A 25032-nucleotide genomic window follows, 5' to 3' on the forward strand; every position below is an offset into this window, starting at 1 on the left:
GGAGCGCTCGTGCTGGAGCGCACCGCTCGAAAGAACCGCACCGAGGTGACGTTCGTCCTCCCGCCGGAGGAGCCCGCGGGCGACGTCAGCGTCGTCGGGGACTTCAACGACTGGACGCCCGGTACCCACCGGCTGACCCCCCGGGCGGACGGGAACCGCGCCGTCACCGTGCGGCTGGAGGCGCAGCGGGTGCACCAGTTCCGCTACCTCGCCGCGGGCGACTACTGGTTCAACGAGGACGAGGCGGACGGCCGCGAGGGCGTCAACAGCCGCCTGACGACCTGACCGGCCCGCGCGGCCGGACCGGGTGCGCAACTCGAACTCGGGGGAGTTGCGCACCCGCCACCGCCGGCCCGCCCGGCCCACCACCGCCTGTCCCGCCCGCGTCCGGCGCGGGCCCAGGGGTGGTGGTTTTTTTTGCCCCCGCACTTCCGGGCGGCGTCAAACGCGCCCACCCGCGGCTGATCCGACCGGGTGACGTACGGGGTCTCTTCGTTATCCGGATACATGCGGCCGGGTCGCGGCTGGGGCCGCGACTCCCGGGCCGGTGCGCGAAACTCCGGCCGGCCGCCCTGCCGCCGGGCCGTGGCGGCGGGAGGGGGCCATGGGGTAGGTGTTGCGCCTCGACCCCCTCACCGAGGCGGAGGGGAGCCGGGGAAACGGGGCGGGCAAAGGGCAGGAGTTCCGCTACCCCGTGCCCGGGCCGGTACGAGCTCCCGCGTACGGCCCGGGCGAAGCCCCACGGCGGACGGGCTGCGGATGCGATGCGGACGGGAGGGAGGGACGGATGCCCCAGACGTCCGAACCCGGGCGCCGCCGGTACGCGGCGAGCAGCCCCGAAGCCGCCCGCGCCTTCCTGGAGGAGGCCTACGGATCCCGGCTGCGCATGTGCGCGCCGGCCCCGCCCGGGGCCCCGTACCGCCTGGTCCACACGGACACCGGCGCGTTCTCCGGCGGCGAGGTCGACCTGCCCGGCCGGCTGCACGTCGACTCCGGCCCGCCGGGCCGACTGGTCGTCTGCGTGGTGCGGGCCGGCCGGATCGAGCTGCGGGACGGGCCCGACGAGTACCGGCTCGCGACCGGCCAGGTCTTCCTCGGCGGCCGCTTCGGCGGCGCCCGCACCGCCCGCACCGAGGACGTCCGGCTGCGCACGGTCGCCGTGCCGTGGGAGCTGGTCCGCGCGGCCGCCCGGCAGGCCGGCCCCCTCCCGGCCCGCGGCACCGTGCGGTTCACCGGTCTGCTCCCCCTCGACGCGGCGCGGGCCGAGACGTGGCAGCGGACCGCGGAGTTCGTGCACAGCACCCTCCTCGTGCCCGAAGCCGCCGCATCGCCCCTGGTCGTCGCGGAATCCGCCCGGCTGCTGGCCGCGACCGCCCTGAGCGTGTTCCCGAACAACGCCCTCGGCTGCCTGGAGGCGCCCCCGAGGCCGAGGGACGGCAGGGACGCCACCTCCGACACGCTGCGCCGCGCCATCGCCTTCATCGAGGGCAACGCCGACGCCGACATCGGGCTCGCCGAGATCGCCGCGGCCGTGCCCGTCACGCCCCGCGCCCTCCAGTACGCCTTCGCCCGGCACGCCGACACCACCCCCCTCGGCTACCTGCGCCGGGTGCGGCTGGCCCACGTGCACGCCGAACTCCAGGCCGCGGAGCCGGGCGGCGGACTGACCGTCACCGCGATCGCCGCCCGCTGGGGCTTCGCCCACGCCGGACGGTTCGCGAGCGCCTACCGGCAGGCGTACGGGACGACGCCCTCGCACACCTTCCGCACCCGCAGCCCCGCCCGCTGAGCCCCCGGGGCGGTCGCGGCACGGGGCGCGCTGTGGATCGTGCCGGTCGAGCCCGCGTCGTCCGGTGCCGTGCAGAGCGAGGCCGAGGGCCGCCCCCGTACCGGGGTCGCGGACGGCCCGCCAACGCGGCGTGGCGGGGGCGGACGACGCGGGTCTGGCGGCACCTCCCAGCGGAGCCGGGGAAGCGAGGTCCGGAAGGGGGGCTAGCCGCCGGCGGCGGGCAGCCGGGCGAAGGGGCCCGTCCCCAGGCCGGCGAGCACGTCCCTCGGCCCCTCGTAGACCGCTTCGGCGCCGGCCGCCCGCAGATCGCCGGCGGGGATCCCGCCCGACAGGACGCCGACCCGCGCCACCCCCGCCCGGACGGCCGCCCGCATGTCCCACACGGTGTCGCCGACGAACACGGCCCGGTCCGCCCCGACGCCCACGAGGTCGAGCGCCTGCTGCAGGGGCTCCGGATGCGGTTTGCCGCGCTCCACGTCGTCCGCGCTGGTCCAGGCGGTGATGGCGTCGTCCGCTCCCATCGCCCGCCGCAGCGCGTCCAGTTGCGCGCCCGAGGCCGATGTGACGAGGACGACCTCCCAGCCGTCGCCGGCGAGCCGGCGCAGCAGGTCGGCGGCCCCGTCCAGCGCGGGCAGCCGGTCGTAGTACGTCGCGTACAGGACGCCGTGCGCGGTGTGGATCCGCTCGTGCTCCTCCTCGTCGCCGGGGCCGAGGAGGTGGGTGACCAGGTCGTCGCCGGGCAGGCCCACGGCGCGGTGCACGGCCCCCATGGGCACCCGGTGCCCGGACTGGCGCAGGGCCTCCCACCAGCAGACGACGTGCAGGTGGTTGGTGTCGGTGAGGGTGCCGTCGATGTCGAACAGGGCGGCCCGCCCGGTACCCCCGGTCACAGCCGTCCCCTTCCCGCCCGGGCCGGGGTGCGCGGCGCGGCGCCGGCGAACACCCGGTCGGAGGCCTCCGTACGCAGCATCCCCAGCAGGGCGGACTGGTGCCGGGCGCGGGCGAGGAGGGCATCGATGCGGCCCCGGTCGATGCGCGGATCGGTGTCGGCGACGGCCCGGAGGGAGCGCCAGCAGTCGGCCTTGCCCTCGACGCCCAGCCGCATGGCCTCCAGTTCGACCGCGTCGCTGAGCGGAGAGCGGCTCACCAGGCGGCCGTTGAGCTTGAGCCGGCCGGCCTTCTCCCCGAGCCGGCCGAGGGCTGCGCGCCCGGACGACAGGGGGAGGCCGAGGGCCGTCATCACCTCCCGCAGCGCGTCCCGGTCCTCCTCGGCCTCCGCGGCCAGCCGGGCCAGCCGGGCCGCGGCCGGGCCGCCCCGGTGCTGCCGGGCGATGCGCCGCATCAGCTCCAGACCGGCGGTGGCGCCCGCGAGATGGTCGCCCATGTAGAGGGCGAGCAGTCGTCTCGGCTCCGGTTCGGAACGCTTCCTCACGGGTGCTCTCCTCTCAGGCCGCTCCGGCCGTCCGCACGCCGGCGCGCTCGCGCGGCGCGCCCGTCCGCAGCGGCGCCTGCCCGGCCCGGCCGCCCGGAAACGCGGGCCGTCAGCCGTCGGCCGCGGCCTGAGGACGCCGGCGGCGGGCGCGTTTCGCCGCGACCGGCAGGGGCAGGTGCCGTGAGCTTCAACGCAAGGCCATGGAGGCGCCATGTCAACGGAAACCCTCGTCGCGATCATCGTGGCCTGCGCCTTGGTGCTGATACTCATCGGCGTGGGCGTGTGGATGTCGACCCGCCGACGCCGTCTGCAGAGCCGGTTCGGCCCCGAGTACGACCGCATGGTCGAGGAGTCGGGCGGCCGCAGGACCGCCGAGCGGGAGCTGCGCGACCGCGAGCGGCGCCACGACTCCCTGGAGATCCGGGAGCTCCCGCCCGAGGCGCGGGAGCAGTACGCCCGGGACTGGGGGCGGATCCAGGAGCGGTTCGTCGACCAGCCGCAGACGGCCGTGGCCGACGCCGACTCCCTCGTCACCCGCGTCATGCGGGACCGCGGCTACCCGACCGACGGCTACCGGCAGCAGCTCCAGGACCTGTCGGTGGAACACGGCCGCACCCTGGAGCACTACCGCAGCGCCCATGACGTACACATCCGCAGCGGCGCCGGAAGCGCGACGACGGAGGAACTGCGCGGGGCGATGGTGCACTACCGGGCCCTGTTCGACGAGCTCCTCGTCGCCCCCGGGGACCGGCAGCGGACGGAGGAGCCATGAAAGACCACGTGACACCCGACCCCGACGACTTCCGGTCCGCCGACGAAGGCACCGGATCCGCCGGCACCAACCGGTCGTACGGCGGGCTGACCACCGAGGAGCTGGCACAGCCGCACGGCGGCCCGGACACGGGCACGGGCGCCCCGTCCTACCCGGGCGAGGCCGCCCCGCTTGCCGGATCCGAGGAGGAGGACACGACCGCGGACACGGCCGAGGACACCGGTACCGCGGGCGGAACCGGGACCGGTGCCCGCGCCGACACCGGTGCGGACGAAGCGGACGAAGCGGACGACGCGCACGACGCGGACCGGGGCGGCGGCCAGCGGCTGATGCCGGAGTCCGAGGCCGCGGACTTCCGCGAGCGGTGGAGCCGCATCCAGAGCGACTTCGTCGACGACCCGCGGGAGTCGGTCCGGGAGGCCGACGAGCTCGTGGCGGCCGTCATGCAGCACCTGGCCGGCACGTTCGCCTCCCACAAGGAGGAGTTGGAGAAGCAGTGGGGCAGCGGCGAGGAGGTCGCCACCGAGGACCTCCGGCTCGCCTTCCGGCGCTACCGCTCCTTCTTCGACCGCCTGCTCACCACCTGAGCCCCGATACCGCCGCCCGCCCGGCCCGCCGGCCCCGTCGAGGCCGGCGGGCCGCCCCATCAGGGGCCCGCGACCCGCGTCACGGCGACGGGCTGACCTGCACCGTGGCCAGCGCGCCCCCGGCGGCCTCCTTCACCACCGCGATCCGCGTCCCCGTGTCGGGCACCTTGACCCCGACCTGCGGCAGGTCCGGGTGCCAGTAGGAGCCGCGGCGGTCGTCGAAGACGGCCACGCCCGGCCGTGCCGGGACCACCGTCGGCGTCCCCGCCTTGTGGAGCACGATCCGGTCCGAGGACCGCAGCGAGAACGGCGCGTCGAACGTCTGCGCCCGGGCGTTCAGCAGCGAGCCGTCCGCGTGCCGCAGCGGCTCCGGCCGGGCGTCGACCGGCAGCAGCATGCCGGCGCCCGGGTGGGCCTTCGTGGTGTTGTCGCTGTAGGCGGTGTCCCACAGCCAGATCAGCACGCCCTGCTGGTACGGGTAGAACTCCACGCGGTCGCCGGTGAACCCGAAGTTGTACGGGCCCGTCTTCAGGTACGCCCCGTAGCCGGTGTGCCGGCGGTTCTCCACGAGGTACGCGCGCGGGTGCCGGGCACTGCCCGTACGCCCCTCCGTCCGCGACCACTTGACCGCTTCCCAGCCGTTCGCGCCCTGCTCCGCACCGTCGCGGAGCACCTCGCGGCCGTCGGCCGTGATCCGGATGTCGTCGAACGCGACGCCCTTGCCGTGGGTGTTGCCGTCGGAGGTCACCCGCAGCCGCAGCCGGAAGGACGTGCCCGCGAACCGGTCCAGCGGGACGGAGAGTTCGGTCCAGCCGCCCGAGGTGCCGGAGACGCCCTTCGCGGGGACCGGCGCTCCGCCGACCGTGCCCGGCAGGGCGCTCCACACCGCGCCGTCGGTGGAGGCCTCCACCGTCAGGAAGTCGAAGTCCTGCTCGATGTCGTACCAGACGCGCGCGTCCAGCCGGGCCGGCTGCCCCGCGGCTGCCCCCGTCAGGTCGACCGTCCTGCCCAGGGTGTTGTCCATGAGGTCCCCGGTGCCGCTCCACCACTGGCTCGCGCCCTCGTACGGGTCGGCCAGCTCCGTGCGCGTCACCGACGGCGGCAGGTGCACGAGCAGCGCCTGCGGGTCCTCGGTGTTGTAGCCGGACACGCCGAGCACGGCGCGCGTCCTGCGGCCCGCGTCCGCCTCCGTGTAGTCGAGCCAGCCCAGCTGGAGCTTGCTCCACGGGTCGAGGTCGCCCGGGAACGCGCCGGTGGTGTTGCGGCCCTTGGCGAGGTACGAGCCGGAGGACATCAGCGACCAGTAGTTGACGCTGTTGTCGCCGTCCGAGCTGTACAGGTCGGGCAGGCCCAGGTCGTGGCCGTACTCGTGGGCGAACAGTCCGGCGCCGCTGTTCTCGCCGCCCGTCAGGTAGTCGCCCGCCCAGATGCCGCTGTCGCCGACGGGGGTGCCGCCCGCCTTGTTCCCGTCGGGCCCGGCGCTGCCGGCCCGGTCCCAGTACGCGAACCAGCGGTGCGCCCAGACGGCGTCCTTGCCCTGGGCGCCGCCGCCCCAGGTCTGGTCCTTGCCGGCGTGCACGATCACCAGGTGGTCGAGGTAGCCGTCCGGCTCGTCGAAGTTGCCGTCGCGGTCGGCGTCGTACCGGTCCCACACGTCGTACTCGGCGAGCTGCGCCTTGATCTGCTCCGGCGTACGGCCCTTCGCGCGCTCGGCGTCGTACCAGGCGGCGGTGGCGTCGCGGACCATGTCCCAGTTGGTGCGGCACTGGCCCGGCTCGGAGCAGTTGTCGGTGCCGTAGCGGGCCTCGTTCCAGGGGAGCCGCACCCAGTCGGTGACGTGCCCGTCCATGTCGTAGCGCCCGGAGGACTGAAGGCGGTAGTAGGCCCGCACGGACGCCGACCGCGGCTCGGTGGAGAAGAACTGCTCCTGGTAGTAGGCGCGGTCGAAGTCCTTCCGCCACAGTGTGTGGTTGTCCTCGCGGGACGGCTTGGCGATCGTGTTGTGGCGGGGCCCGGGGGTGCCGCCGAAACGGGGCTTGCCCTCGAACTCGGTCGTGTTGTCCACCTGGTCGCCGAACTCGGCGAGGATGACGAAGACCTTGTCCGTGCGCTCCCGGGCGAGTTCGACGTACCGGTCGCCGACCTTGGCCTGCCGGGGCACGGCGCCCGGGCGCCGCTGCTCCCGGAGCCCGCCGGCCCCGCCGGCGGCGATGCCCTCGAGCGCCTGGCGGCGCAGGGCCTGGCGCTCCCTCTCCAACGGGGCGGGCGGCGGGGCGGCGGCGTGCTCGGCCTGGGCGCCGGCCGGCGGGGGCGGGGGTGCGGATGCGGCGAGGGCGGGGGTGGTGAGCAGCGCGAGTGATATCGACGCTGCCACCACGGCGAGTCTGCGCAACGTGGCGGCCCTTTCACTGGGTGGGGCATGCAGAAGCGCAGGTAATATTTCACATGTGACAGGTCATGGGTAGGGGTGGGGCAACGGCTGGAACGGCCCGCGCCCGAACGCCTCGTACCACCGCCCCGCGGGGCGGGCCCGCGGGGCGGCTACCGCCCCTCGGCCATGACGGCGGCCCGGAACTCCGGCACGGAATCCGCGCCGGCGTACAGCGTCTGAGCCATCACGACGCCCGCCTCCCCGAGGTCCAGGCGGACCGGCCGGCGCAGGCGTACGGCGACGTTCACCGTCTCCTCGGCCGAACACGCCACCGCGGCCGGATCACCCGGCACGGGACGCGGCCCGCGCCCCGGAACGCTCCGCAGGGCCGCCCCCACCGAGCCGACCGCCCCGCGCGGCACGCTCACCTCGCCGTACAGGCCGGTGCGCAACACAAGTCTGTCTCCGACCACGTGGTGGCCCGCACGCCGCAACGCGGCCGCCGCGCCCACGAAGCCGAGAATCACCGCCCCCTCCAGCACGCCGTGTGCCGTACGGAGCACCGGGGGAAGCACCGAGGACAGCAGGAACGCTGCGACGACCTCCGCCCCCGCCAGCCCCAGCAGGGCCTGCCGCTGCCCCGCGGAGTGCCGGACCCCCGGCCCGCCCGCGCCCCGGCCCGAGCGGTCGCCTCCCGGCAGGAGCGCGGCCGCGCACAACCGCACCATCCCCATCCGCGACGGCCGCTCCGTCACCACTCCGACCATGGCCTCGGACGACGTCTCCACGCTGCCCCCTTCGTCCGGTGCTGTGCCAACTGGCCCCAGCGTCGGCCGGGTCCGGGCCGGAGGAAAGTGACGATTGTCATCGGACAGCCGTGAAACCCCTGTCAGAGGCCGCCCAGGCCCGGGCCGCCGTCGACGTTCCCGCTCCCGCCGCCTTCGACGAGCCCGGCCACGGCGCACAGCACCGCCGGCGGCGTCAGGACGAGGCACAGCACCATCCAGCCGGTGCCCCAGGCCAGCCAGGCCGCCACCGCATCGGCCGCCGCGAGCACCAGCGCCGCGAGCAGCAGTCCGCCCCGCTCGCTCACCCGGCCCCGCCCCGTCCCGCACCCCGCCCCATGCCGCCCCCTCTTCCGTGGTTCCGCCACCACTACCACCCGCCGGCTCGCCCTTGCAGCCACGGCGTGGTACCGGTCCGATGCCCGCACCGAACACCCGGAACACCGCCGTCCGCGCGCCTCGTTCCCCGCAGGGCACCGAGGGCAGGCTCCGTCCGGGTGTCCCCTTCCGCCCGCGCGGCGGGCCGCAGCCCGGGGGCGCCGTCCCGAGCGATCAGGAGCGCAGGCAGCAATCCGGCGCGGGAACCAGGCCCTACGGAAGCGACCCGGCCGGCCGTCCCCCTCCCCCGCCCGGGGGACTCCCTGGCTGGCGGCCTTCGGCGGAACGGCCTTCAGCGGCCTCCGCTTCGCCCTCCTCGCGGCCGCACGCTCCTACGCCGCCCGGACCCGCCCCGTCTGCGCCGTCGCGGCGACCCCGGAGGCCCATCCGGCGGATCCGTCTCGCAAGCGAGTTCGGCCCGCACCCCGAGCGGCTGCGACGACAGTGCCAGGGCGCGAGCCGGGGGCGGACAACCCTCCGGGTCAGTACACCTAGTCGACCGTGGCCCAGTCCAGGGTGCGTTCCACCGCCTTCTTCCAGCCGGCGTAGCCCTCCGCCCGCCGGTCCTCCGACCACTGCGGCTCCCACCGCTTCGACTCCTGCCAGTGCGTGCGCAGTTCGTCGCCGTCCCGCCAGAAGCCGGTCGCCAGGCCGGCCGCGTACGCGGCGCCCAGCGCGGTGGTCTCCGCCACGACCGGGCGGCTCACCGGCACGCCGAGCACGTCCGCCTGGATCTGCATGCACAGGTCGTTGGCGGTGACGCCGCCGTCGACCTTCAGCACGTCCAGGTGGACGCCGGAGTCCTGCTCCATCGCCTCGACGACGTCGCGGCTCTGGTAGCAGATGGCCTCCAGAGTCGCCCGTGCCAGGTGCTCGTTGGTGTGGTAGCGGGCGAGCCCGACGATCGCACCGCGCGCGTCCGAGCGCCAGTACGGGGCGAACAGGCCGGAGAAGGCGGGCACGAAGTACATCCCGCCGTTGTCCTCGACCGCCGAGGCGAGCCGCTCGCTCTCCGCCGCGTTCGTGATGATCTTCATCTGGTCGCGCAGCCACTGCACCGCGGAACCGGTGACCGCGATGGAGCCCTCCAGCGCGTACACCGCGGGGCTGTCGCCAAACCGGTAGGCCACCGTCGTCAGGAGCCCGTGCTGCGAGCGCACCAGCTCCGTGCCGGTGTTCAGCACCAGGAAGTTGCCGGTGCCGTACGTGTTCTTCGCCTCGCCGGGCGCGAAGCAGACCTGGCCCACGGTGGCCGCCTGCTGGTCGCCGAGCACGCCGGTGATCGGGACGGCCGCGCGCAGCGGGCGGGAGGTGCGGGTGGTTCCGTACGCCTCGGGGTGCGAGGAGGCGTTGATCGTGGGCAGCATCGCCCGCGGGACTCCGAAGAAGCCCAGGAGCTCGTCGTCCCAGTCCAGCGTCTCCAGGTTCATCAGCATGGTGCGGCTGGCGTTGGTGACGTCGGTGGCGTGGACGCCGCCGTCGGGCCCGCCGGTCAGGTTCCACAGGACCCAGCAGTCGGTGTTCCCGAACAGGGCGTGGCCCTGCTCCGCCGCCTCGCGCACGCCGTCGACGTTCTCCAGGATCCACTGGATCTTCCCGCCGGAGAAGTACGTCGCCGGCGGCAGCCCGGCCTTGCGGCGGATCACCTCGCCCCGGCCGGACCGCTCCAGCGCGGCCGCGATGGCGTCGGTGCGGGTGTCCTGCCACACGATCGCGTTGTAGTAGGGGCGGCCGCTCCGCGGGTCCCACACGACGGTGGTCTCGCGCTGGTTCGTGATGCCGATGGCCGCGAGGTCCTCCGGCGCGAGGTTGCCGTGCCGCAGCGCGTTCTGGATCACCGAGTTGGTGCGCTCCCAGATCTCCACCGGGTCGTGCTCGACCCATCCGGGGCGGGGAAGGATCTGCGCGTGCTCCAACTGGTGCTTCGCCACTTCGTTCCCGCCGTGGTCGAAGATCATGAAACGGGTGCTGGTGGTTCCCTGGTCCACCGCGCCGACGAAGTCCGCCATGGGGTACCGCCTCTCGTAGGGACAGGGTGGGGCCGGTCCGGCGCCGGGTCACTCCTCCGGGGCCGGCATGCGTCCAGGGGGTTCCGGTTCTGCGGTCGGCAGGTACCGGCCGACGAAGAACTTGTAGAGGGCCCCGCCGACGAGGGCTCCGATGAGCGGTCCGATGATCGGCACCCAGAAGTAGAGCTGGCCGTACTGGTCCCGCCACGCCGTGCCGTAGCCCGTGAGGAAGCTCGCGAGCCGCGGCCCGAAGTCACGCGCCGGGTTGATGGCGTAGCCCGCGTTGGTGCCCCAGCCCATGCCGATCGCCACGACGATCAGGCCGATGATGAACGGCGCCAGGTTCGCTCCCGGCGGCGTGTTGAACAGGTCCGTGACCGCGAGGATCAACAGCATCAGGATCGCGGTCCCGATGATCTGGTCACGGAAGGCCCCCCACTCGTACACCGGCAGGTTCGTGTTGCCGTTCGCCGGGAGGGTGGAGAAGACGCCCTGCGTCTTGATGGTGTGGCCCGGGTCCGCCTTGGCCAGGGCCTCGGTGTAGTTCCAGCGGACCAGCAGCGCGGCCACGAAGGCGCCCGCCGTCTGCGCGACGGCGTACGGGGCGACCTTCTTCCAGGGGAACCCCTTGAAGGCCGCGAGGGCCACCGTGACCGCCGGGTTCAGGTGCGCGCCGCTGAGGCGCGCGGCCACGTACACGCCGAGGGTGACGCCGATGCCCCACGCCCAGGCGATGCTGTCGTGGTCGCCGAGGCCGCCCGCGGGGTCCGTCAGGGCCCCGCCGGCCACGACCTGGGCGACCACGCCGCAACCGAAAAGAATGAGAATCATGGTCCCGGCGAATTCGGCGGAGAGTTCGCCGATCAGCCCGGACCGCTTCAATCGCTCAGCCATGGAAGTCCCGCTTCCCGCCGGCCCAGGACCGGCCCTAGCCCGAGTCCTCCAGCTCCACCTGCCGCCCGGAGGGCGCGCAAGGTGATCCACGCCCAGAGTGCAGCACCAGGCCCGCCCCCGCACCCGGGAGACGGATGGGTACCGCGCCGGGCCGGTCTGAGTACGACCGCTCATGCCCCGGGCGCCGCCCGCCGCCGACGATGGCGGCACGCGGTGGGGGACACCGCGGTGGAGAACGGAGAACCGCCATGCTCAGCCGCCTCGCCGACGCCCTCGTGCCCGCGTTCGGACGCCTGTCCGTGACCGCGCACACCGGGGCCGACCTCGCGCCGGGCAGCATCATCGCCGCCAACCACACCTCCCTCGCCGACCCGGCCGTCGTCCTCGCCGCCCTGCGCCGCCTCGGTGTCGAACCGGTCGTGATGGCCGCCGCCGGACTGTGGCGGATTCCCGTCCTCGGCCCGCTCCTCGCCCGCGAGGGCCACATCCCCGTCCGCCGCGGCCACCGCAGCGCCGCCGACGCCCTCGACCTGGCCGAAGCCGCCCTGGAACGCGGCAGGCTGGTCCTCATGTACGCCGAAGGCGGCATTCCCACCCGCCGGGACGCCGACGAGGCCGCGCCCGGCGCCTTCCGCAGCGGACTCGCCCGGCTCGCCGAGCGCACCGGCGCGCCCGTCGTCCCGCTCGGCCAGGCCGGATCCCGGCGTGTGACCTCCGGCAGTGCGGCGAAGCAGATCGCCGGCCTGGCCACCGCGCCGCTGCGCCGCCCGGGGCTCCACGTCCACGTCGGAGCGCCGGTCGGCCTCACCGGCGACAGCGACACCCGCACCCGGCAGGCCCACCGGGCCGTCACCGATGCCTGGCGGACGGCCGCCGCCCGCCTTGAGGAGCCGGCCGCGCCTGCGGCCTGACCGGTACTCAGGTGGACCGTCCACCGTATCCAACAGGCGGTGCTTTCAAGCCGAATTCACGGATCCGGTCGTACGCCGCCGCCGGATCGGTAGCGTCCCGTTACGGAAGATCCGGCGCCGGATGAACGGCGACAGCAGCATGACGGAGGACGGCCATGGCCAACGTGGAAGTTTCGCTGAAGGAAGCGATGACCGCGATCGACGGTGCGCTCGGGGCGGCGCTGGTGGACTACACCAGCGGTATGGCCCTGGGCACCCTCGGCGGCGGAAAGGACCTGGACCTGACGGTCGCCGCGGCAGGGAACACGGACGTGATCCGGGCCAAGGTCCGCACCATGGAGATGCTGGGGCTCCAGGACGACCTGGAGGACGTGCTCATCACACTCGGCGGCCAGTACCACCTGATCAGGCTGCTGCGCAGCCGCACCGGCGCGGGCCTGTTCCTCTACCTGGTGCTGGACAAGGGCAAGTCCAACCTGGCGATGGCCCGCCACCAGCTCCGCCGCATCGAGGCGGAACTGGAGCTTTAGAGGCGCCTGCCCACCGGCCCACGCATGCCCACGATGTGAAGACATCTTCAAGTCCACACATCCGAAACCGGTCAACTTCGGGTGTGCGCGGGCCGACGGGACGCGACGATGGTGGGGAGGCCGCGCCGGGCGGGGTGCGCGGCCGGGAACGGTCCGAGGAGCAGCAGGAGCGTCGTGGCTATGCAGGTGCCGCTGTACCAGGCGAAGGCCGAGTTCTTCCGGATGCTCGGCCACCCGGTCCGCATCCGGGTCCTCGAACTCCTGCAGAGCGGGCCGATGCCCGTCCGTGAACTCCTCGCACAGATCGACGTGGAGGCGTCCAACCTCTCCCAGCAGTTGGCCGTCCTGCGGCGCTCGGGCATCGTGGTGTCCACCCGCGAGGGCTCCACGGTCACCTACGCGCTGGCCGGCGGCGACGTCGCCGACCTGCTGCGGGCCGCGCGCCGCATCCTGACCGAGATGCTGGCCGGGCGGAACGAACTGCTCGCCGAGCTCAGGCAGGGCCCGCCGACCCATCCCGAGCCGGCTCCGGCCCGCACCTGAGCGGGGCCGTACCCCGCCGGGGCGTCAGTCCAGCGGTCCGGACGGTTTCGGGCCGCGCAGCACCACCGGTGCGGGGGTTGTCCGCTGCACCCACGGCTCGTTCCAGACGAAACCGGCACCGTTGACGTCGCCGTGCGTCCGCCAGACCGTGCCGGCGGTCGTCACGACGTGGACGTAGGCGTCGTCACCCTGGGCCTCGATGCCGATGGCGCAGGCGTCGGCCGGGAAGCTCGGGTTGGCGGGGTCCGTGCCGGCGGTGACGGGGTTGGTCAGGTCCTGCCAGACAATCACGGGACCACCGAGGGGCACCGCCCGTCCCGCGAAGGCGACGCCGTCCGTGAGCACCGCGTGGAACTCCTCCGCGCTGGACGGGGCGTAGCTGTCGATGTCGGAGCACGGCCCCGCGGGCCCGGTCGCACCCGCGGCCCCGGCGGCGCCCGTGGCTCCCGCCTCGCCGGTGGCCCCGGTGGCCCCGGTCGGACCGGCGGGTCCGGCGGCTCCCGCCGCCCCCGCTTCACCCGTGGCCCCGGTGGGGCCGGCGGCTCCCGTGGCTCCCGGCTGTCCGGTTTCGCCCGTCGCCCCGGTCGCCCCCGTCGCCCCGGTCGGGCCGGCGGGCCCCGGGGCGCCCGCCGCGCCCGTCGCTCCCGCTACCCCGTCCAGGCCGTCCTGCCCGTCCACTCCGTCGTCACCGGCAGGGCCCGTCGGCCCGGCCGGGCCGGCAGGTCCGGTCGGACCCGTCGGCCCCTTCGGCCCGGCCGGCCCCTTCGGCCCCGTCGGACCCCTCTGGCACCTGGCGCGGTCGTCCTCGGCTTCGGTCTGCTGCGCGAGCGGCGCGGGCTGCTGCCGGCTCTCCGTGTAGCGGCCCAGCACGTCGGCCGCGAGGTAGTGCGGGGGCGCCTCGTCCACGCCGCCCGACGGCGGACCGGCCTGCCCCGGCCCGGCGGCGGCCGCGCCGGGCTCATGCGGTGCGCCTTCAGGGCAGGGTCCCTCGTCCCCCGGGGCAGCCGGTGCACCGGCGAGCGTGGCGGCGGTGAGCGGCACGACCGCGGCCGTCGGACTCGTGAACCCCGTCAGCACGAGGGCGAGCGACGCGAGTGCACCGCCCCTGAGCCACGTGACGCGGCCCGGAAGGGGGCCGAAAGGGGACCGGGGGGTGCGCCCAGGGATCATGCACGTCTCCTCGACGAGGCGGGTGGTCCTCCGGCTTATCGGACGGCAACCCCCCGCCCTTGACGAGAAGGATCGTCATATCGACGGATCGGCCTATGAATTGCCTCCTGACGGGTGCACGTCCGCCTACCGTGCGGGGTCGGCGCCTCCGCCCCGTTAACCCTCCCCGATCCCTTCCTTAAGCCCGCCTCAAGATCGGGGCAGCGGGGCCCGGACAGGCGTTTTGCCCGGTTCCGGATCGCTAGCGTGCTGCCCCGTCCCCCCGTCCCCGCACCGATGAGGCAGGCAGTCATGACCCGGAACTCACACCGCCGCAGGCTCGGCGGCAAGGCCAAGGCGGCCGGCGCGCTCGCCCTGACGGCAGCCGTCGGCGGCACCGCGCTCGCCCTGACCGGCACCGCCCAGGCCGCCTCCGCAGGCGCCGCCTTCACGCGGTCCAGCAGCTGGTCCACCGGCTACACCGGCCAGTACGTCATCACGAACACCGGCCGGGAGACCCTGAAGGACTGGACGCTGGAGTTCGACCTGCCCGCCGGCACGACCCTCTCCTCCCTCTGGAACGGCGAACAGACCGTCAGCGGCAGCCGGGTCACGGTCAAGCCGCCCCGCTGGGCCACCGAGGGCCTCGCCCCCGGAGCCTCCACCACCGTCGGGTTCGTCACCGCGGCCCAGAGCGCCCCCGGCAACCCCACCGGCTGCCTGATCAACAAGGCCGCGTGCGGCCCCGGCACCGGCCCGGCGCCCAGCCCCAGCGGCCGCCCCACCACCGCTCCCACCGCCACTGCCGCCCCCACCACGCAGCCGACGAGCCGGCCCACGGCCACGGCCTCGCCGACCAGCCCCGCGCCGAAGCCCACCGCCACCTCCACCGGCCGCCCGCCCGGCGGGGCCGGCGCCCGCTTCGCGCCGTACGTGGACACCTCGCTCTATCCGGCATACGACCTCCTCGCCACCGCCGACCAGACCGGCGTCAAGGAGTTCAACCTGGCCTTCGTCACCTCGGGCGGCGGCTGCAACCCGATGTGGGGCGGCACCACCGCTCTCGGCTCCGACCGCGTCGCCTCCCAGATCGCGGCCCTGCGCGCCAAGGGCGGCGACGTCCGCGTCTCCTTCGGCGGCGCCGCCGGCTCCGAGCTCGCCCTCACCTGCTCCTCCGCCGCCGAGCTGGCGGCCGCGTACGGCAAGGTCGTCGAGGCGTACGGGCTCACCAAGGCCGACTTCGACGTGGAGGGCGCCGCCCTGCCCGACAAGGCCGCCAACACGCGGCGCGCCCAGGCCATCGCCCTCCTGCAGAAGAAGCATCCCGGGCTCGACGTCTCCTTCACCCTGCCCGTCATGCCGGAGGGGCTGACCCAGCCCGGCGTCGACCTGCTCGCCGACGCCAAGCGGGGCGGCGTGGCCGTCTCCGCCGTCAATGTCATGGCCATGGACTACGGGCCGGCGTACAGCGGTGACATGGGCGGCTACGCCATCCAGGCGGCCACCGCGACGCAGGCGCAGGTCAAGGGTGTCTTCGGGCTGTCCGACGCCGAGGCGTGGAAGAAGGTCGCCGTGACGCCGATGATCGGCGTCAACGACGTCGTGACCGAGATATTCACCGTCGAGGACGCCGGACAGCTCGCCGACTTCGCCCGCGCCAAGGGGCTGGGCTGGCTGTCCATGTGGTCCGGGGCCCGAGACAAGCAGTGCCCCGGCGGCGCGAAGAACCAGGCCGACGCCACCTGCTCCTCCATCCTCCAGGAGCCGCTGGCCTTCACGAAGGCCTTCGCTGCCCGCTCCTGACTCCCGGGCCCCGTACGGCCGCCTCTGCCCCGGGGGCCGGGAGGGGGCGGCCGGACGGGGCAGAGGCCGGCCCGCCCCACCCCACCTCGCCGCCGCCCGGCCGCGCCCGGAGCGCGCGAACGGCCGGCCCTGGGCCACCATGGTCACGTGGGAGACACACCGGCGCGGGACCCCGGGGCCGGCCACCGGCGGCTGGGCGAGGCGCTGCTCGACCTCCGCGCCGCGGCCGGCGCGTCCATCGGCATGCTGTACCTGCCGGCGCCCACGCAGGGCATGCTGCACCTCGCGCTCACGATCGGCGTGGCCCGGGAATTCGCCGTCCCCTGGTCCCGGGTCGGGCTGCGGGACCCCATCCCGGTCGCCGACGCCGTCCGCGAGCGGCGGCTGGTGTGGCTGGGCGGCCAGGAGGAGACGGCGAGCCGGTACCCGCGCCTCGGCCTCGTCGTCCCGTACCGCTTCTCCCTCGCCGCCACGCCGCTCGACACCGAGCCCGACGCGGGCGCGGCGGCGGGCGCAGGGCTGGTCATGCTGTGGCCCGGCTCCCACGGGCACGAGCTCGCCGAGCGCGAGCGGGAGGCCCTCGCGGCGGGGTGCGCGCGCCTCGCCGGAATCCTGCGCCGGGCCGCGGACGACGGCCACCCCGTCCGGGCGGCCGCCCACCCGGTCATCCTCGCGCCGCGGCCGCCGCCCACCCCGGGGCCCGTCGAGGCGGCCGCCGCCATGGCCTTCATCCGGCGGCTGCCCGGCGGCAGCTGCGCACTGGACCTGAACGGGAAGATCACCTTCATCACCCAGGAGGCCGCCGACCTGCTCGGCTCCCCGGTCCGGCGGCTCGTCGGCGCGCTGCCGTGGGAGGCCCTGCCCTGGATGGACACCCCCGCCATCGAGGAGCACTACCGGGCGGCCGTGATGAGCCGGCTGCCGCGCAGCTTCACCGCCGTGCACCCGGCCGGCCACCGGGTGCGCTTCGACCTCCATCCCGACGACTCGGGGATCAGCGTCCGGATCACCGCCGACGACGGACCCGCCGCCGCCGAGGGGGCCCTCGGCCCCGACGTGGCCGTCGAACCGCCGCCTCCGCCTCCGCCTCCGCCCCCGCCCGCGCACGCCCGCCCCGCGGCCGCGGCGGACGCCGCCGCCCGCCCTCCCGCGGCGTCCGAGCCGGGCCCGGAGCAGCGGGTGGCCCCCGGCCCCAGCCGGGCCACCGCCCTCTACCAGCTGATGCATTTGGCGGCCAGCCTCACCGAGGCCGCGCACGCGCAGGACGTCGTCGACAAGGCGGCCGACCAGCTGGTGCCCGCGCTCGGCGCCCAGGCCATGGCCCTGCTCGTCGAGGAGGAGCGCCGCCTGCGCATCGTCGGCCACCGCGGCTACACCGACGAGCTCATGGCCCGCTTCGACGGCCTGCCCGTCACCGGCGAGAGCCCGACGACCGAGGTCATCCGGACCCGCACCCCGCTGTTCTTCGAGAGCCCGGCCGCACTGCTGGCGGCCTACCCCGGCACCGACATCGAGGACGGCATGGGAGCCTGGGGCTTCGTTCCGCTCATCACCTCCAACCGGCCGGTGGGCTGCCTCGTCCTCGCGTACTCCCGCCCCCGGCCCTTCGCCGCCGGCGAGAAGGCCGTCCTCATCTCGCTGGCGGGCCTGATCGCCCAGGCCCTGGAGCGTGCCCGGCTCTACGACTCCGCCTACCAGCTGGCCCGCAGCCTCCAGACCGGGCTGCTGCCCCACGACCTGCCGCACGTCCCCCGCCTTGAGGTGGCCGCCCGCTACCTGCCCGCCGGGCACGGCCTGGACATCGGCGGCGACTTCTACGACCTGATCCACATCGACGGCACGACGGCCGCCGCCGCGATCGGCGACGTCCAGGGCCACAACGTCGGCGCCGCCGCCCTGATGGGCCAGGTCCGCACCGCGGTGCACGCCTCGGCCGGAGCCCCGCCCGCCGAGGTCCTCGCCCGCACCAACCGGCTGCTCACCGACCTGGAGCCCGGCCTGTTCACCAGCTGCCTGTACGCGCACATCGACCTCGGCCGCCACCGGGCCCGCCTGGCCACCGCCGGGCACCCGCCGCCGCTGCTGCGCCGCGCCGACGGCACCGCGGAGGTCGTCGACCTCCCGCCCGGGCTGCTGCTCGGCATCGACCCCGACGCCGGCTACACGGCCGCCGAGATCCCCTTCGAGCCGGGGTCCCTGCTCGCCCTCTACACCGACGGGCTCGTCGAGAGCCCGGCACTCGACATCGAGGAGACCATCGCCGGGGTCGCGGCCCACCTCGCCCGCGCCGCGGGGGACCGGCCCCTCGAAGCGGTCGCGGACGACCTCCTGAGCCACGCCCGCGGCCGGGTGCCCGCGACCGACGACATCGCGCTCCTGCTGCTGCGCTCCCGCCTCCCCGGCGACTGAGCCGCCGCCCGCCCCTCGTACGCGGACCGCACCGACGACTTCCGGACACGGGCGGCCTCGACCCCGGCCACCGCGCGGAACCGATCCCGCCGATCTGCGTACCCGCCCCACCGCACCCTCCGGGCATCCGCCGCGACGCGTGACGGGCGGTAACCCCGTTGTCCTGCAAGGGCGCAGAGCCTCCCGGGCGCCTCCGGAACCCGGACGGCGGTGACGGACCGCGGCGCCCGGGACACGCGCCGTCGATCTCCCGGTACGCCCACGATGGCCTGATATCGACGTTTGTGATGGACATGCCTGGCATGATGCGCCGCACGTTACTTGCCGGTAGCGCAATTCCCCCCAACCAGAAGGTCCTACGTACGTGCGCACTCTCGCCAGACGGCTCCTGCTCCCTGGCCTCACGACCCTGGCGCTCACCGCCACCGGCTGCTCCTCGTCACCCCAGCCCGCCCCGGCTCCCCCCACCTCCCTCGGAATGCCCGCCGCCCCGGCCCCCGTCGCCGACGGCACGCAGCAGCTCGAGGTCGCCGCGGCCCCGCAGGACGAGCCCGCCTCCGCCGGCATGGCCCGCGTCGGCGCCGGCAAGGGCACGCCGGAGAAGGCCGCGCTGAAGGTGGCCTCCTTCGACAAGGCGACCGGGAAGGCCGTCATAGCCCCGGCGAAGCCCAAGGCGCCCGCCCCGTCGAAGGACCCGAAGGGGTCCGCCCCCGCGCAGAACACGCCCTCGCCCGGCGGCTCCCCGAGCGGCTCCGCCGCACCGGACAAGCCGGTCGCCGTCGGTGACGTCATCGCCAGCGCCCCCGTGCCCGGCGCCCCCGACGGCCTCCTCGCGAAGGTCACCGAGGTCGGGAAGAAGACCGACCGGGGCATCGAGGTCAAGACCGCCCCGACGACCCTGTCCGCCGTCCTCAACGACGACAAGGCCGACGGCAAGGTCCCCGTCGACCCGTCCACCGTCACGGTCGAACCGCTGATGAAGGGCGTCACGTTCTCCTGGGCCAAGGGCCAGGGCCTGAAGTTCGGCCCCGAGGGCGCCAAGCTGCCCCTGGGCAACCTGCGCCTCGACGTGAACGCCCCCATCGAGACCGCGCCCGGCGCCCCCGTCTCGGCGGGCGCCTCGGTGTCCGGGTTCGTGCAGCTCGCGCCCACCGTCGAGTTCGCGTACGACGGCTCCGGCGGCACCGGCCCGCGCGGCGCGTTCCTCGGCATGAGCGGCGACTGGGCCTCGCAGTGGAGCCTCAAGGGCCACGCGGCCGCGACCACCGGCGGCCCGAAGCGGATCCCGTTCGCCAAGCTGCACAGCGCGCCCGTCATCCAGGTAGGCCCGGTGCCCGTCGTGGTCAACCTCGACCTGACCTGCTTCATCCAGGTGGAGGCCGACGGCCGCGTCACGCTGGAGGTCAAGCAGGACGTCAAGGGCGACTTCCGCGTCGGAGGCAGCTACGCCTCGGGCAAGGGCTGGACCCCGGTCAGCACCTCGAAGGTGGAGAGCACCCCGGTGACGGCCGAGGTCACCGCCGCCGGAAAGGTCAAGGCCGCGCTCGGCGCCGAGGCCTCCGTCGGCCTGTACGGGGCCGTCGGCGTCTCCGCCGAGTTCGCCCCCTACCTGCGCGGCGAGGGCGACGTGAAGGCCGCCGCCTCCAGCGACGGCAAGGCGTCGGTCAGCGGCGCCTGGGCGCTCTACGGCGGCTTCGACCTGAGCGGCAACCTCCAGCTCCAGCTGTCTCTGTTCGGCACGCCGATCTTCGAACGGCGCATCCCGCTCGGCTCGCTCAACCGCGAATGGCACCTGGCCGGCGGCAAGGCCGCCGTCCGGCGCGGCTGACGGCGCCCCGGGCACAGCACCCGGACGCCAAGGCGCGGCACGGCGGGATCGAACCCCCGCGTGCCGCGCCGTCGTCCACCGGATCAGGCCGCAGCCGCCCGGCCGAACTGGTCGTAGTTGTAGACACCCATGTAGACGGGGCTCCAGGCCGACTCGCCCGCCCCGCAGGCGCCCAGCACCACCGGGGAGCGCCGGCCGGTGTCCCGCAGGCACTGGCCCGAGGTCACCTCGACGAGCTCCCAGCGGTCGCCCGCGACCGGGGAGTTGCGCCAGGTGAAGACGCCGCAGCCGCTGCCCGTGCCGACGACGAGCGGCGCACCGGGCACCGCACCGCCCTGCGGGGTGAGGCAGTACACCCCGAAGAGGCCGATCGAGAACGAGCCGTTGCCGGCCTGGTGGAAGGTGAACCGCTGGTGCAGTGCGGTCTTGCAGTCGAACGTCTGGATGACCTTCCCGAGCCCGGGCCGCCCGCCGCCCTGCATGTCGAGGCACTTCCCGCTCGGCGGCTTCAGGTTGTACGTGTAGGCGCTGCGGAAGCTGGTGGTGTAGTGCACCCCCGGGTCCGCGGAGGCCGACGCCGAAGCCGACGCCGGGAGGAGCAGGACGAACAGGCCTGCGAGCGCGGCCAGCAGACCGCCCCCGCCCCACCGAACAGACTTGCCGGTCACGTGATCTCTCCTGTCTCAAGACCTTCTTGACGCCCTGAACGTAGCGAGATCAACTGAACACCCGGTACCCGCCCGTTCAGGGGGGTGTGTCACCGTGGGTGCGTTTTTTCGGGGGTGCGGGTGGACGGGGCGGTGACCGGCGCGGTCACGGTGGCGGCGGTCGACGACGACCGGATGCTGCTGGACGGACTGCGCTCCTGGCTGGCCGGCACCGACCGGCTGCGGCTGCTCGCCGCGGTGCCCACCGTCGGGGACCTCCTCGCCGGGCCGGGCCGCACCGCGGACGTGGTCCTCCTCGACCTCCTCCTGCGGGACGGCTCCGTACCGGAGGACAACGTGCGCCGGGTCCGCGCGGCCGGCCCCCGGGTCCTCGTCATCAGCACGGTCGCGGACCGCTCCCGGATCGTCTCCGCCGTCGCCGCGGGCGCGGACGGCTACCTCACCAAGGACCACGACCTCCCGACCCTGGTCGAGGCCGTCGCCACCGTGGCCGCCGGCGGTACGGCGCACTCGCCCGAACTGGCCTTCGCCTGGGTCCACGACACGGCCGGCGACCGCCCCCGGCTTGCCCCCCGCGAGCTGGAGGTGCTGCGGTACTACGCCTCCGGGCTGACCCTCAAGGCGACGGCCCGCCGCGCCGGCATCAGCCCGAACACGGCCAAGTTCTACCTGGACCGGGTGAAGGAGAAGTACCGGGAGGCGGGCCGCCCCGCGTACACGAAGATCGACCTGGCCCACCGGGCCCGCGAGGACGGCCACGCCCCCTGACGGCGGCCGGCCCCGGTCCCGCCCCCGTGGTGCGGGGGCGGGACCGGGGCCGGTGCGCGGAAGGCGGGCGTCAGCTGCCGGCGGAGAGGTTGCCGGAGAGGACGGGGATGTTGCTGAGGATGTGCGAGAGGGACTCGTCGCCCTTGGCCTGGGTCGAGTTCTCGGCGCACTGCTGGTTCATCGGGTTGGACAGGACGTTGACGTCCTGGACGCCGATGTTCGCCAGGATGGCGACCAGCGACTGCGCGTTCACCTTCACCGGCACGCCGAGGCACGGCTTGTTGAGCGAGCCCTGCACCAGGGAGGCCTGCGGGCTCAGCGCGCCCTCCGTCTTCTGGTTGCCGTAGATCTGCGCCGCGTTGTTGCCGTTCACGGTGTTGATGCCGTTGTCGTTGCCGATGGCCATGGCCGGGGTGGCCAGGGCGGCGCCCGCGCCGAGGAGGGAGGCGGCGACGACGACCGTGTTGGCGGCCTTCTTGAGCATCGTGTTCCTGTTCGTTGTGGGGGTTGCTGTTGCCCGTGCATGCAGTGCAACAGCACAGCGGGGGAGAGGTTGCGCGCCACCACTCGCAGGAGTGACCGGGGTCCGCCCGCCGGACGACGGGCGGACCCCGGCCGCACCTCACTCCCCGGCCGGGTCGAGGCGGGCGATCGCGCCGTGCTCCAGGGCCGCGTACAGGGCGCCGTCCGGTCCGAAGGCCAGGCCGTGGGGCTCGCTGCCGGTGCCGGGCAGCCCGTACGCGGTCACCCGGCCGTCGGGGGAGAGCCGGCCGATGCGGCCCGTCGCCCACTCGGTGAACCAGCAGGCGCCGTCCGGACCGGCGGTGACGGCGTGCGGCCGGCAGCCCGGATCGGGCAGCGGGAACTCCGTGACGTCGCCGCCGGTGGTGATCCGGCCGATCCGGCCGGCGGCGATCTCGGTGAACCACAGGGCGCCGTCGGAGCCGGCCGCCAGTCCGACCGGTCCGCAGGCCGGATCCGGCAGCGGGTACAGGGTGACGTCGCCGCCGGTGGTGATCCGGCCGACGGCGCCGGCCCGGTTGAGGGTGAACCACAGCGCGCCGTCCGGCCCCGCGGTGATGAAGGCGGGGAAGGCGTCGGCCTGCGGGAGCGGGAACTCGGTGACGTCGCCGCCGGTGGTGATCCGCCCGATCCGGCCGGCCGCGGACAGGGTGAACCAGAGCGCTCCGTCGGCGCCGGCGGCGATGCCGTACGGGGCGGCCGCCGGCCCGGTGCCCGCGGTGGGGAGGGCGAAGGAGCGGACGCTGCCGTCGGTGGTGATGCGGCCGATGCGGTCGTCCCGCATGCGGGTGAACCACAGGGCGCCGTCGGGGCCCGCGGTGATCAGCGAGGGCCCGCAGCCGGCGTGGTCCAGCGGGAACTCCTCGACCGCGGCCGGGCCGCCGTCCGAGAGCCCCGCGGCGGGCAGACGGGCGATCCGCCCCGCGTGGACGAGGGTGCACCACAGGGCGCCGTCGGGTCCCGCGGCGAGCGCGTACGGGCCGGACGCGGGGTCGGAGACGGGGAAGGTGCGCAGACGGGGGGAGGTCATACGGGGCGGGCACTCCTCGGGGCGGCGGTCGGTTCCGGGGGCGGTTGCGGTGCGGGGTGCGGTGGTCCGGTGCAGGGCGGATTCCCTTCGGTTCGGTACGGGCGGACGCGCCCGGGCGGGAGTACCGGCGGGCCGTACGGGGCCGACCGGCGGGCGGTTCACGCCGGCAGGGCCGCGGGCTCGGGCGGGCGGCTCCCGCGCCGGGCGGTGGCGCGGGCGGTGAAGGCGGGGGCGGCGGGGGCGAGTTCGAGGCGGTCGCCCCGCCAGCGGGTGTGCAGCGCCCGGTCGTGGCTGACGACGATCACGGCTCCGGCGAAGGAGGCCAGCGCCTCCTCCAGCTCCTCGGCCAGCGCGGGGGAGAGGTGGTTCGTGGGCTCGTCCAGCAGGAGGACGTCCGCCGGTTCGGAGAGGAGCCGGGCGAGCGCCAGCCGCTGCCGCTGGCCCGCCGACAGGGACGCGGCGGGCGCGTGGAGCCGGTCCCGGTGGAACAGGCCGAGGGCGAGCAGCCGTTCGGCGTGCTCCTCGGCCGTGCCGGGGCGGCCGTCCGCATAGGCGGCCAGCAGGGTGCGCCCCCGCGGCACGGCGGGCGCGTGCTGGGCGAGGAGGCCGGTGCGGCCGCGCCGGTGCACCTGCCCGCCGTCCGGGGGCACCGCGCCGGCGAGGACGCCGAGGAGGGTGCTCTTGCCGGCCCCGTTCGGTCCGGTGACGAGCAGGCGGTCGCCGGCCCCGACGGTGAGGCCCACCGGCGAGAGCCGCCCGGCTACGCGCACCCCTTCGGCGCGCAGCAGCTCACCCTGCACGCCGGCGCCGCCGGGCAGGGCCGGTGTGAACGACAGCGGGTCGGGCGGGGCGGGCACCGGCCGGGCGAGCAGCCGCGCGAGGCGCTCCTCGGCATTGCGGACCCGGCTCGCCAGGGACTGCTGCACCCGGCCCGCGGCCCGGTCGTAGGCCATCTTGTTCCCGTCCTTGATCGCCCTTCCCGGGGCGACGCGGCGGGCGGTGGTCGCGGCCGTCTCGCGCAGCCGCGCCACCTCCTCGGCCCACTGCCGGTGCGCGTCGGCGCGGCGCTGCCGGTCGGCGGCGCGCTGCGCGAGGTAGCCGGCGTAGCCGGTGCCGTGGCGGGTGACGGTGTGCAGGTCGCCGTCGACCTCCAGCAGGGCCGTGGCGACCCGTTCGAGGAACGCCCGGTCGTGGGAGACGGCGACGGTGGTGCCGCGGCGGGCGCGCAGGTGGTCCTCCAGCCAGGTGAGGGCGGGGCCGTCGAGGTGGTTGGTGGGCTCGTCGAGGAGCAGGACCTCGGGGGACGCCGCGAGGAGGGCGGCCAGGCGGAGGCGGACCTGTTCGCCGCCGGAGAGGCCGCCGACGGTGCGGTTTCGGGGCAGTCCCGCCAGGCCGAGGCCGTGCAGGGCGCGTTCGAGGCGGGCGTCGGCCTCGTAGCCGCCGCGCAGTTCGAAGGCGGTGAGGAGGTCGGCGTACGCCGAGAGGACGGCGGGGTCGTCGCCGGAGCCTTCGGCCATGCGGGCCTCCAGGAGGCGCATGTCCCGCTCCATGGCTCGGAGTTCGGCCAGCGAGCGGTCGATGACCTGGCGGACCGTCAGGTGCGGCGGGAGGTGCTCCTCCTGGGGGAGGTGGCCGATGCCGCCGTCGGCGCGGGCGATGACCTCGCCGCGGTCGGGGCGCTCCGCTCCGGCGAGGAGGCGCAGCAGGGTGGACTTGCCCGATCCGTTCTCGCCGACGATGCCCAGGCGGCTGCCGGCGGGCACGGAGCAGGTGACGGAGTCGAGGACGGTGCGGCCGTCGTAGGCCTTGGTGACGTCAAGGGCGGTGAGCTGTGCGGTCACGGAGCGGCTCCAG

Annotated in this window: 23 protein-coding genes; 11 read left to right on the forward strand and 12 right to left on the reverse strand. The window is 75.0% G+C overall.

What is annotated here, in order from left to right; genetic code table 11:
* Positions 1-9: 9 nt before the first annotated feature.
* Complete coding sequence (locus IE170_RS26190; protein ID WP_189811904.1) at positions 10-285, forward strand: isoamylase early set domain-containing protein; 276 nt, start codon at positions 10-12, stop codon at positions 283-285.
* Between the two features lie 502 nt (positions 286-787).
* Positions 788-1789 (forward strand): helix-turn-helix transcriptional regulator, encoded by a 1002-nt coding sequence (locus IE170_RS26195; RefSeq protein WP_223856997.1) that lies wholly within the window; start codon positions 788-790, stop codon positions 1787-1789.
* Positions 1790-1992: 203 nt separating this feature from the next.
* Here the strand turns inward: IE170_RS26195 and IE170_RS26200 are convergent, their stop codons facing one another.
* Both IE170_RS26200 and IE170_RS26205 read right to left on the reverse strand, forming a co-directional pair.
* Positions 1993-2679 (reverse strand): HAD family hydrolase, encoded by a 687-nt coding sequence (locus tag IE170_RS26200; RefSeq protein ID WP_189811905.1) that lies wholly within the window; start codon positions 2677-2679, stop codon positions 1993-1995.
* Positions 2676-3221 carry a hypothetical protein gene (locus IE170_RS26205; protein ID WP_229885168.1) on the reverse strand — a complete coding sequence of 182 codons (546 nt, stop codon included), beginning with the start codon at positions 3219-3221 and terminating at the stop codon, positions 2676-2678. Before IE170_RS26205 ends, IE170_RS26200 begins: the two co-directional genes overlap by 4 nt.
* A 211-nt stretch (positions 3222-3432) precedes the next feature.
* On the opposite strand from IE170_RS26205, the gene IE170_RS26210 reads away from it, so the two are divergent.
* Entirely contained in the window at positions 3433-3993 is a 561-nt protein-coding gene (locus tag IE170_RS26210; RefSeq protein ID WP_189811906.1) for a hypothetical protein, read from the forward strand.
* A complete protein-coding gene (locus IE170_RS26215) occupies positions 3990-4580 on the forward strand; it encodes a hypothetical protein (RefSeq protein WP_223856996.1) in 591 nt (196 codons plus the stop codon). The genes IE170_RS26210 and IE170_RS26215 overlap by 4 nt, the downstream gene beginning before the upstream one ends.
* Positions 4581-4659: 79 nt before the next feature.
* Here IE170_RS26215 and IE170_RS26220 read toward each other — a convergent pair whose 3' ends face one another.
* The 5 genes from IE170_RS26220 to IE170_RS26240 form a co-directional block, all read right to left on the reverse strand.
* A complete protein-coding gene (locus tag IE170_RS26220) occupies positions 4660-6957 on the reverse strand; it encodes an immune inhibitor A domain-containing protein (protein ID WP_229885182.1) in 2298 nt (765 codons plus the stop codon).
* Positions 6958-7121: 164 nt separating this feature from the next.
* Positions 7122-7739, reverse strand: a complete 618-nt coding sequence (locus tag IE170_RS26225) for a hypothetical protein (protein WP_189811908.1) — start codon at positions 7737-7739, stop codon at positions 7122-7124.
* Between the two features lie 101 nt (positions 7740-7840).
* The gene (locus IE170_RS26230) at positions 7841-8044 is read right to left on the reverse strand and encodes a hypothetical protein (protein ID WP_189811909.1); all 204 of its coding nucleotides are present in this window, start codon (positions 8042-8044) and stop codon (positions 7841-7843) included.
* 561 nt (positions 8045-8605) lie between these two features.
* Entirely contained in the window at positions 8606-10123 is a 1518-nt protein-coding gene (glpK, locus tag IE170_RS26235) for a glycerol kinase GlpK (RefSeq protein WP_189811910.1), read from the reverse strand.
* A 48-nt stretch (positions 10124-10171) separates the two neighbouring features.
* Positions 10172-11017: an MIP/aquaporin family protein gene (locus IE170_RS26240; RefSeq protein ID WP_189811911.1), complete on the reverse strand. Its 846-nt coding sequence runs from the start codon at positions 11015-11017 to the stop codon at positions 10172-10174.
* Between the two features lie 248 nt (positions 11018-11265).
* Between IE170_RS26240 and IE170_RS26245 the strand changes: the two genes are divergently transcribed.
* The 3 genes from IE170_RS26245 to IE170_RS26255 all read left to right on the forward strand — a co-directional run bounded on the left by IE170_RS26245 (position 11266) and on the right by IE170_RS26255 (position 13001).
* On the forward strand, positions 11266-11928 hold the full coding sequence (locus IE170_RS26245) for a lysophospholipid acyltransferase family protein (RefSeq protein WP_189811912.1): 663 nt from the start codon (positions 11266-11268) through the stop codon (positions 11926-11928).
* Positions 11929-12083: 155 nt separating this feature from the next.
* Complete coding sequence (locus IE170_RS26250) at positions 12084-12458, forward strand: hypothetical protein (RefSeq protein ID WP_189811913.1); 375 nt, start codon at positions 12084-12086, stop codon at positions 12456-12458.
* A gap of 180 nt (positions 12459-12638) precedes the next feature.
* Positions 12639-13001: an ArsR/SmtB family transcription factor gene (locus IE170_RS26255; RefSeq protein ID WP_189811967.1), complete on the forward strand. Its 363-nt coding sequence runs from the start codon at positions 12639-12641 to the stop codon at positions 12999-13001.
* Between the two features lie 24 nt (positions 13002-13025).
* Here IE170_RS26255 and IE170_RS26260 read toward each other — a convergent pair whose 3' ends face one another.
* Positions 13026-14171, reverse strand: a complete 1146-nt coding sequence (locus IE170_RS26260) for a hypothetical protein (RefSeq protein ID WP_189811914.1) — start codon at positions 14169-14171, stop codon at positions 13026-13028.
* A 291-nt stretch (positions 14172-14462) separates the two neighbouring features.
* Here IE170_RS26260 and IE170_RS26265 point away from each other — a divergent pair, with 291 nt between their 5' ends.
* From IE170_RS26265 to IE170_RS26275, 3 genes are all read left to right on the forward strand, one after another.
* Positions 14463-15953 carry a glycoside hydrolase family 18 protein gene (locus IE170_RS26265; protein WP_189811915.1) on the forward strand — a complete coding sequence of 497 codons (1491 nt, stop codon included), beginning with the start codon at positions 14463-14465 and terminating at the stop codon, positions 15951-15953.
* A 147-nt stretch (positions 15954-16100) separates the two neighbouring features.
* Entirely contained in the window at positions 16101-18362 is a 2262-nt protein-coding gene (locus tag IE170_RS26270) for a SpoIIE family protein phosphatase (protein WP_229885170.1), read from the forward strand.
* Positions 18363-18726: 364 nt separating this feature from the next.
* Positions 18727-20190 carry a hypothetical protein gene (locus IE170_RS26275; RefSeq protein ID WP_189811916.1) on the forward strand — a complete coding sequence of 488 codons (1464 nt, stop codon included), beginning with the start codon at positions 18727-18729 and terminating at the stop codon, positions 20188-20190.
* A gap of 83 nt (positions 20191-20273) precedes the next feature.
* Here IE170_RS26275 and IE170_RS26280 read toward each other — a convergent pair whose 3' ends face one another.
* Entirely contained in the window at positions 20274-20858 is a 585-nt protein-coding gene (locus IE170_RS26280) for an RICIN domain-containing protein (RefSeq protein WP_189811917.1), read from the reverse strand.
* Between the two features lie 132 nt (positions 20859-20990).
* Here IE170_RS26280 and IE170_RS26285 point away from each other — a divergent pair, with 132 nt between their 5' ends.
* Entirely contained in the window at positions 20991-21626 is a 636-nt protein-coding gene (locus IE170_RS26285; protein ID WP_189811918.1) for a response regulator, read from the forward strand.
* Between the two features lie 70 nt (positions 21627-21696).
* Here IE170_RS26285 and IE170_RS26290 read toward each other — a convergent pair whose 3' ends face one another.
* From IE170_RS26290 to abc-f, 3 genes are all read right to left on the reverse strand, one after another.
* A complete protein-coding gene (locus tag IE170_RS26290; RefSeq protein WP_125548079.1) occupies positions 21697-22110 on the reverse strand; it encodes a rodlin in 414 nt (137 codons plus the stop codon).
* A 138-nt stretch (positions 22111-22248) separates the two neighbouring features.
* On the reverse strand, positions 22249-23178 hold the full coding sequence (locus IE170_RS26295) for a Vgb family protein (RefSeq protein ID WP_189811919.1): 930 nt from the start codon (positions 23176-23178) through the stop codon (positions 22249-22251).
* A gap of 158 nt (positions 23179-23336) precedes the next feature.
* On the reverse strand, positions 23337-25019 hold the full coding sequence (gene abc-f, locus IE170_RS26300) for a ribosomal protection-like ABC-F family protein (protein WP_189811920.1): 1683 nt from the start codon (positions 25017-25019) through the stop codon (positions 23337-23339).
* Between the last annotated feature and the right edge of the window lie 13 nt (positions 25020-25032).

Origin of the sequence: Streptomyces toxytricini, assembly GCF_014649915.1 — a bacterium.
In the GTDB taxonomy this organism is placed as follows: domain Bacteria; phylum Actinomycetota; class Actinomycetes; order Streptomycetales; family Streptomycetaceae; genus Streptomyces; species Streptomyces toxytricini.

Excerpts from the sequence above, each read along its gene's own strand:
- IE170_RS26290 (WP_125548079.1), bottom strand. The coding sequence starts at position 22,110 with ATGCTCAAGAAGGCCGCCAACACGGTCGTCGTCGCCGCCTCCCTCCTC.
- IE170_RS26240 (WP_189811911.1), bottom strand. The coding sequence starts at position 11,017 with ATGGCTGAGCGATTGAAGCGGTCCGGGCTGATCGGCGAACTCTCCGCC.
- IE170_RS26255 (WP_189811967.1), top strand. The coding sequence starts at position 12,639 with ATGCAGGTGCCGCTGTACCAGGCGAAGGCCGAGTTCTTCCGGATGCTC.
- IE170_RS26245 (WP_189811912.1), top strand. The coding sequence starts at position 11,266 with ATGCTCAGCCGCCTCGCCGACGCCCTCGTGCCCGCGTTCGGACGCCTG.
- IE170_RS26250 (WP_189811913.1), top strand. The coding sequence starts at position 12,084 with ATGGCCAACGTGGAAGTTTCGCTGAAGGAAGCGATGACCGCGATCGAC.
- IE170_RS26260 (WP_189811914.1), bottom strand. The coding sequence starts at position 14,171 with ATGATCCCTGGGCGCACCCCCCGGTCCCCTTTCGGCCCCCTTCCGGGC.
- IE170_RS26265 (WP_189811915.1), top strand. The coding sequence starts at position 14,463 with ATGACCCGGAACTCACACCGCCGCAGGCTCGGCGGCAAGGCCAAGGCG.
- IE170_RS26210 (WP_189811906.1), top strand. The coding sequence starts at position 3,433 with ATGTCAACGGAAACCCTCGTCGCGATCATCGTGGCCTGCGCCTTGGTG.
- IE170_RS26195 (WP_223856997.1), top strand. The coding sequence starts at position 788 with ATGCCCCAGACGTCCGAACCCGGGCGCCGCCGGTACGCGGCGAGCAGC.
- glpK (WP_189811910.1), bottom strand. The coding sequence starts at position 10,123 with ATGGCGGACTTCGTCGGCGCGGTGGACCAGGGAACCACCAGCACCCGT.
- IE170_RS26215 (WP_223856996.1), top strand. The coding sequence starts at position 3,990 with ATGAAAGACCACGTGACACCCGACCCCGACGACTTCCGGTCCGCCGAC.
- IE170_RS26295 (WP_189811919.1), bottom strand. The coding sequence starts at position 23,178 with ATGACCTCCCCCCGTCTGCGCACCTTCCCCGTCTCCGACCCCGCGTCC.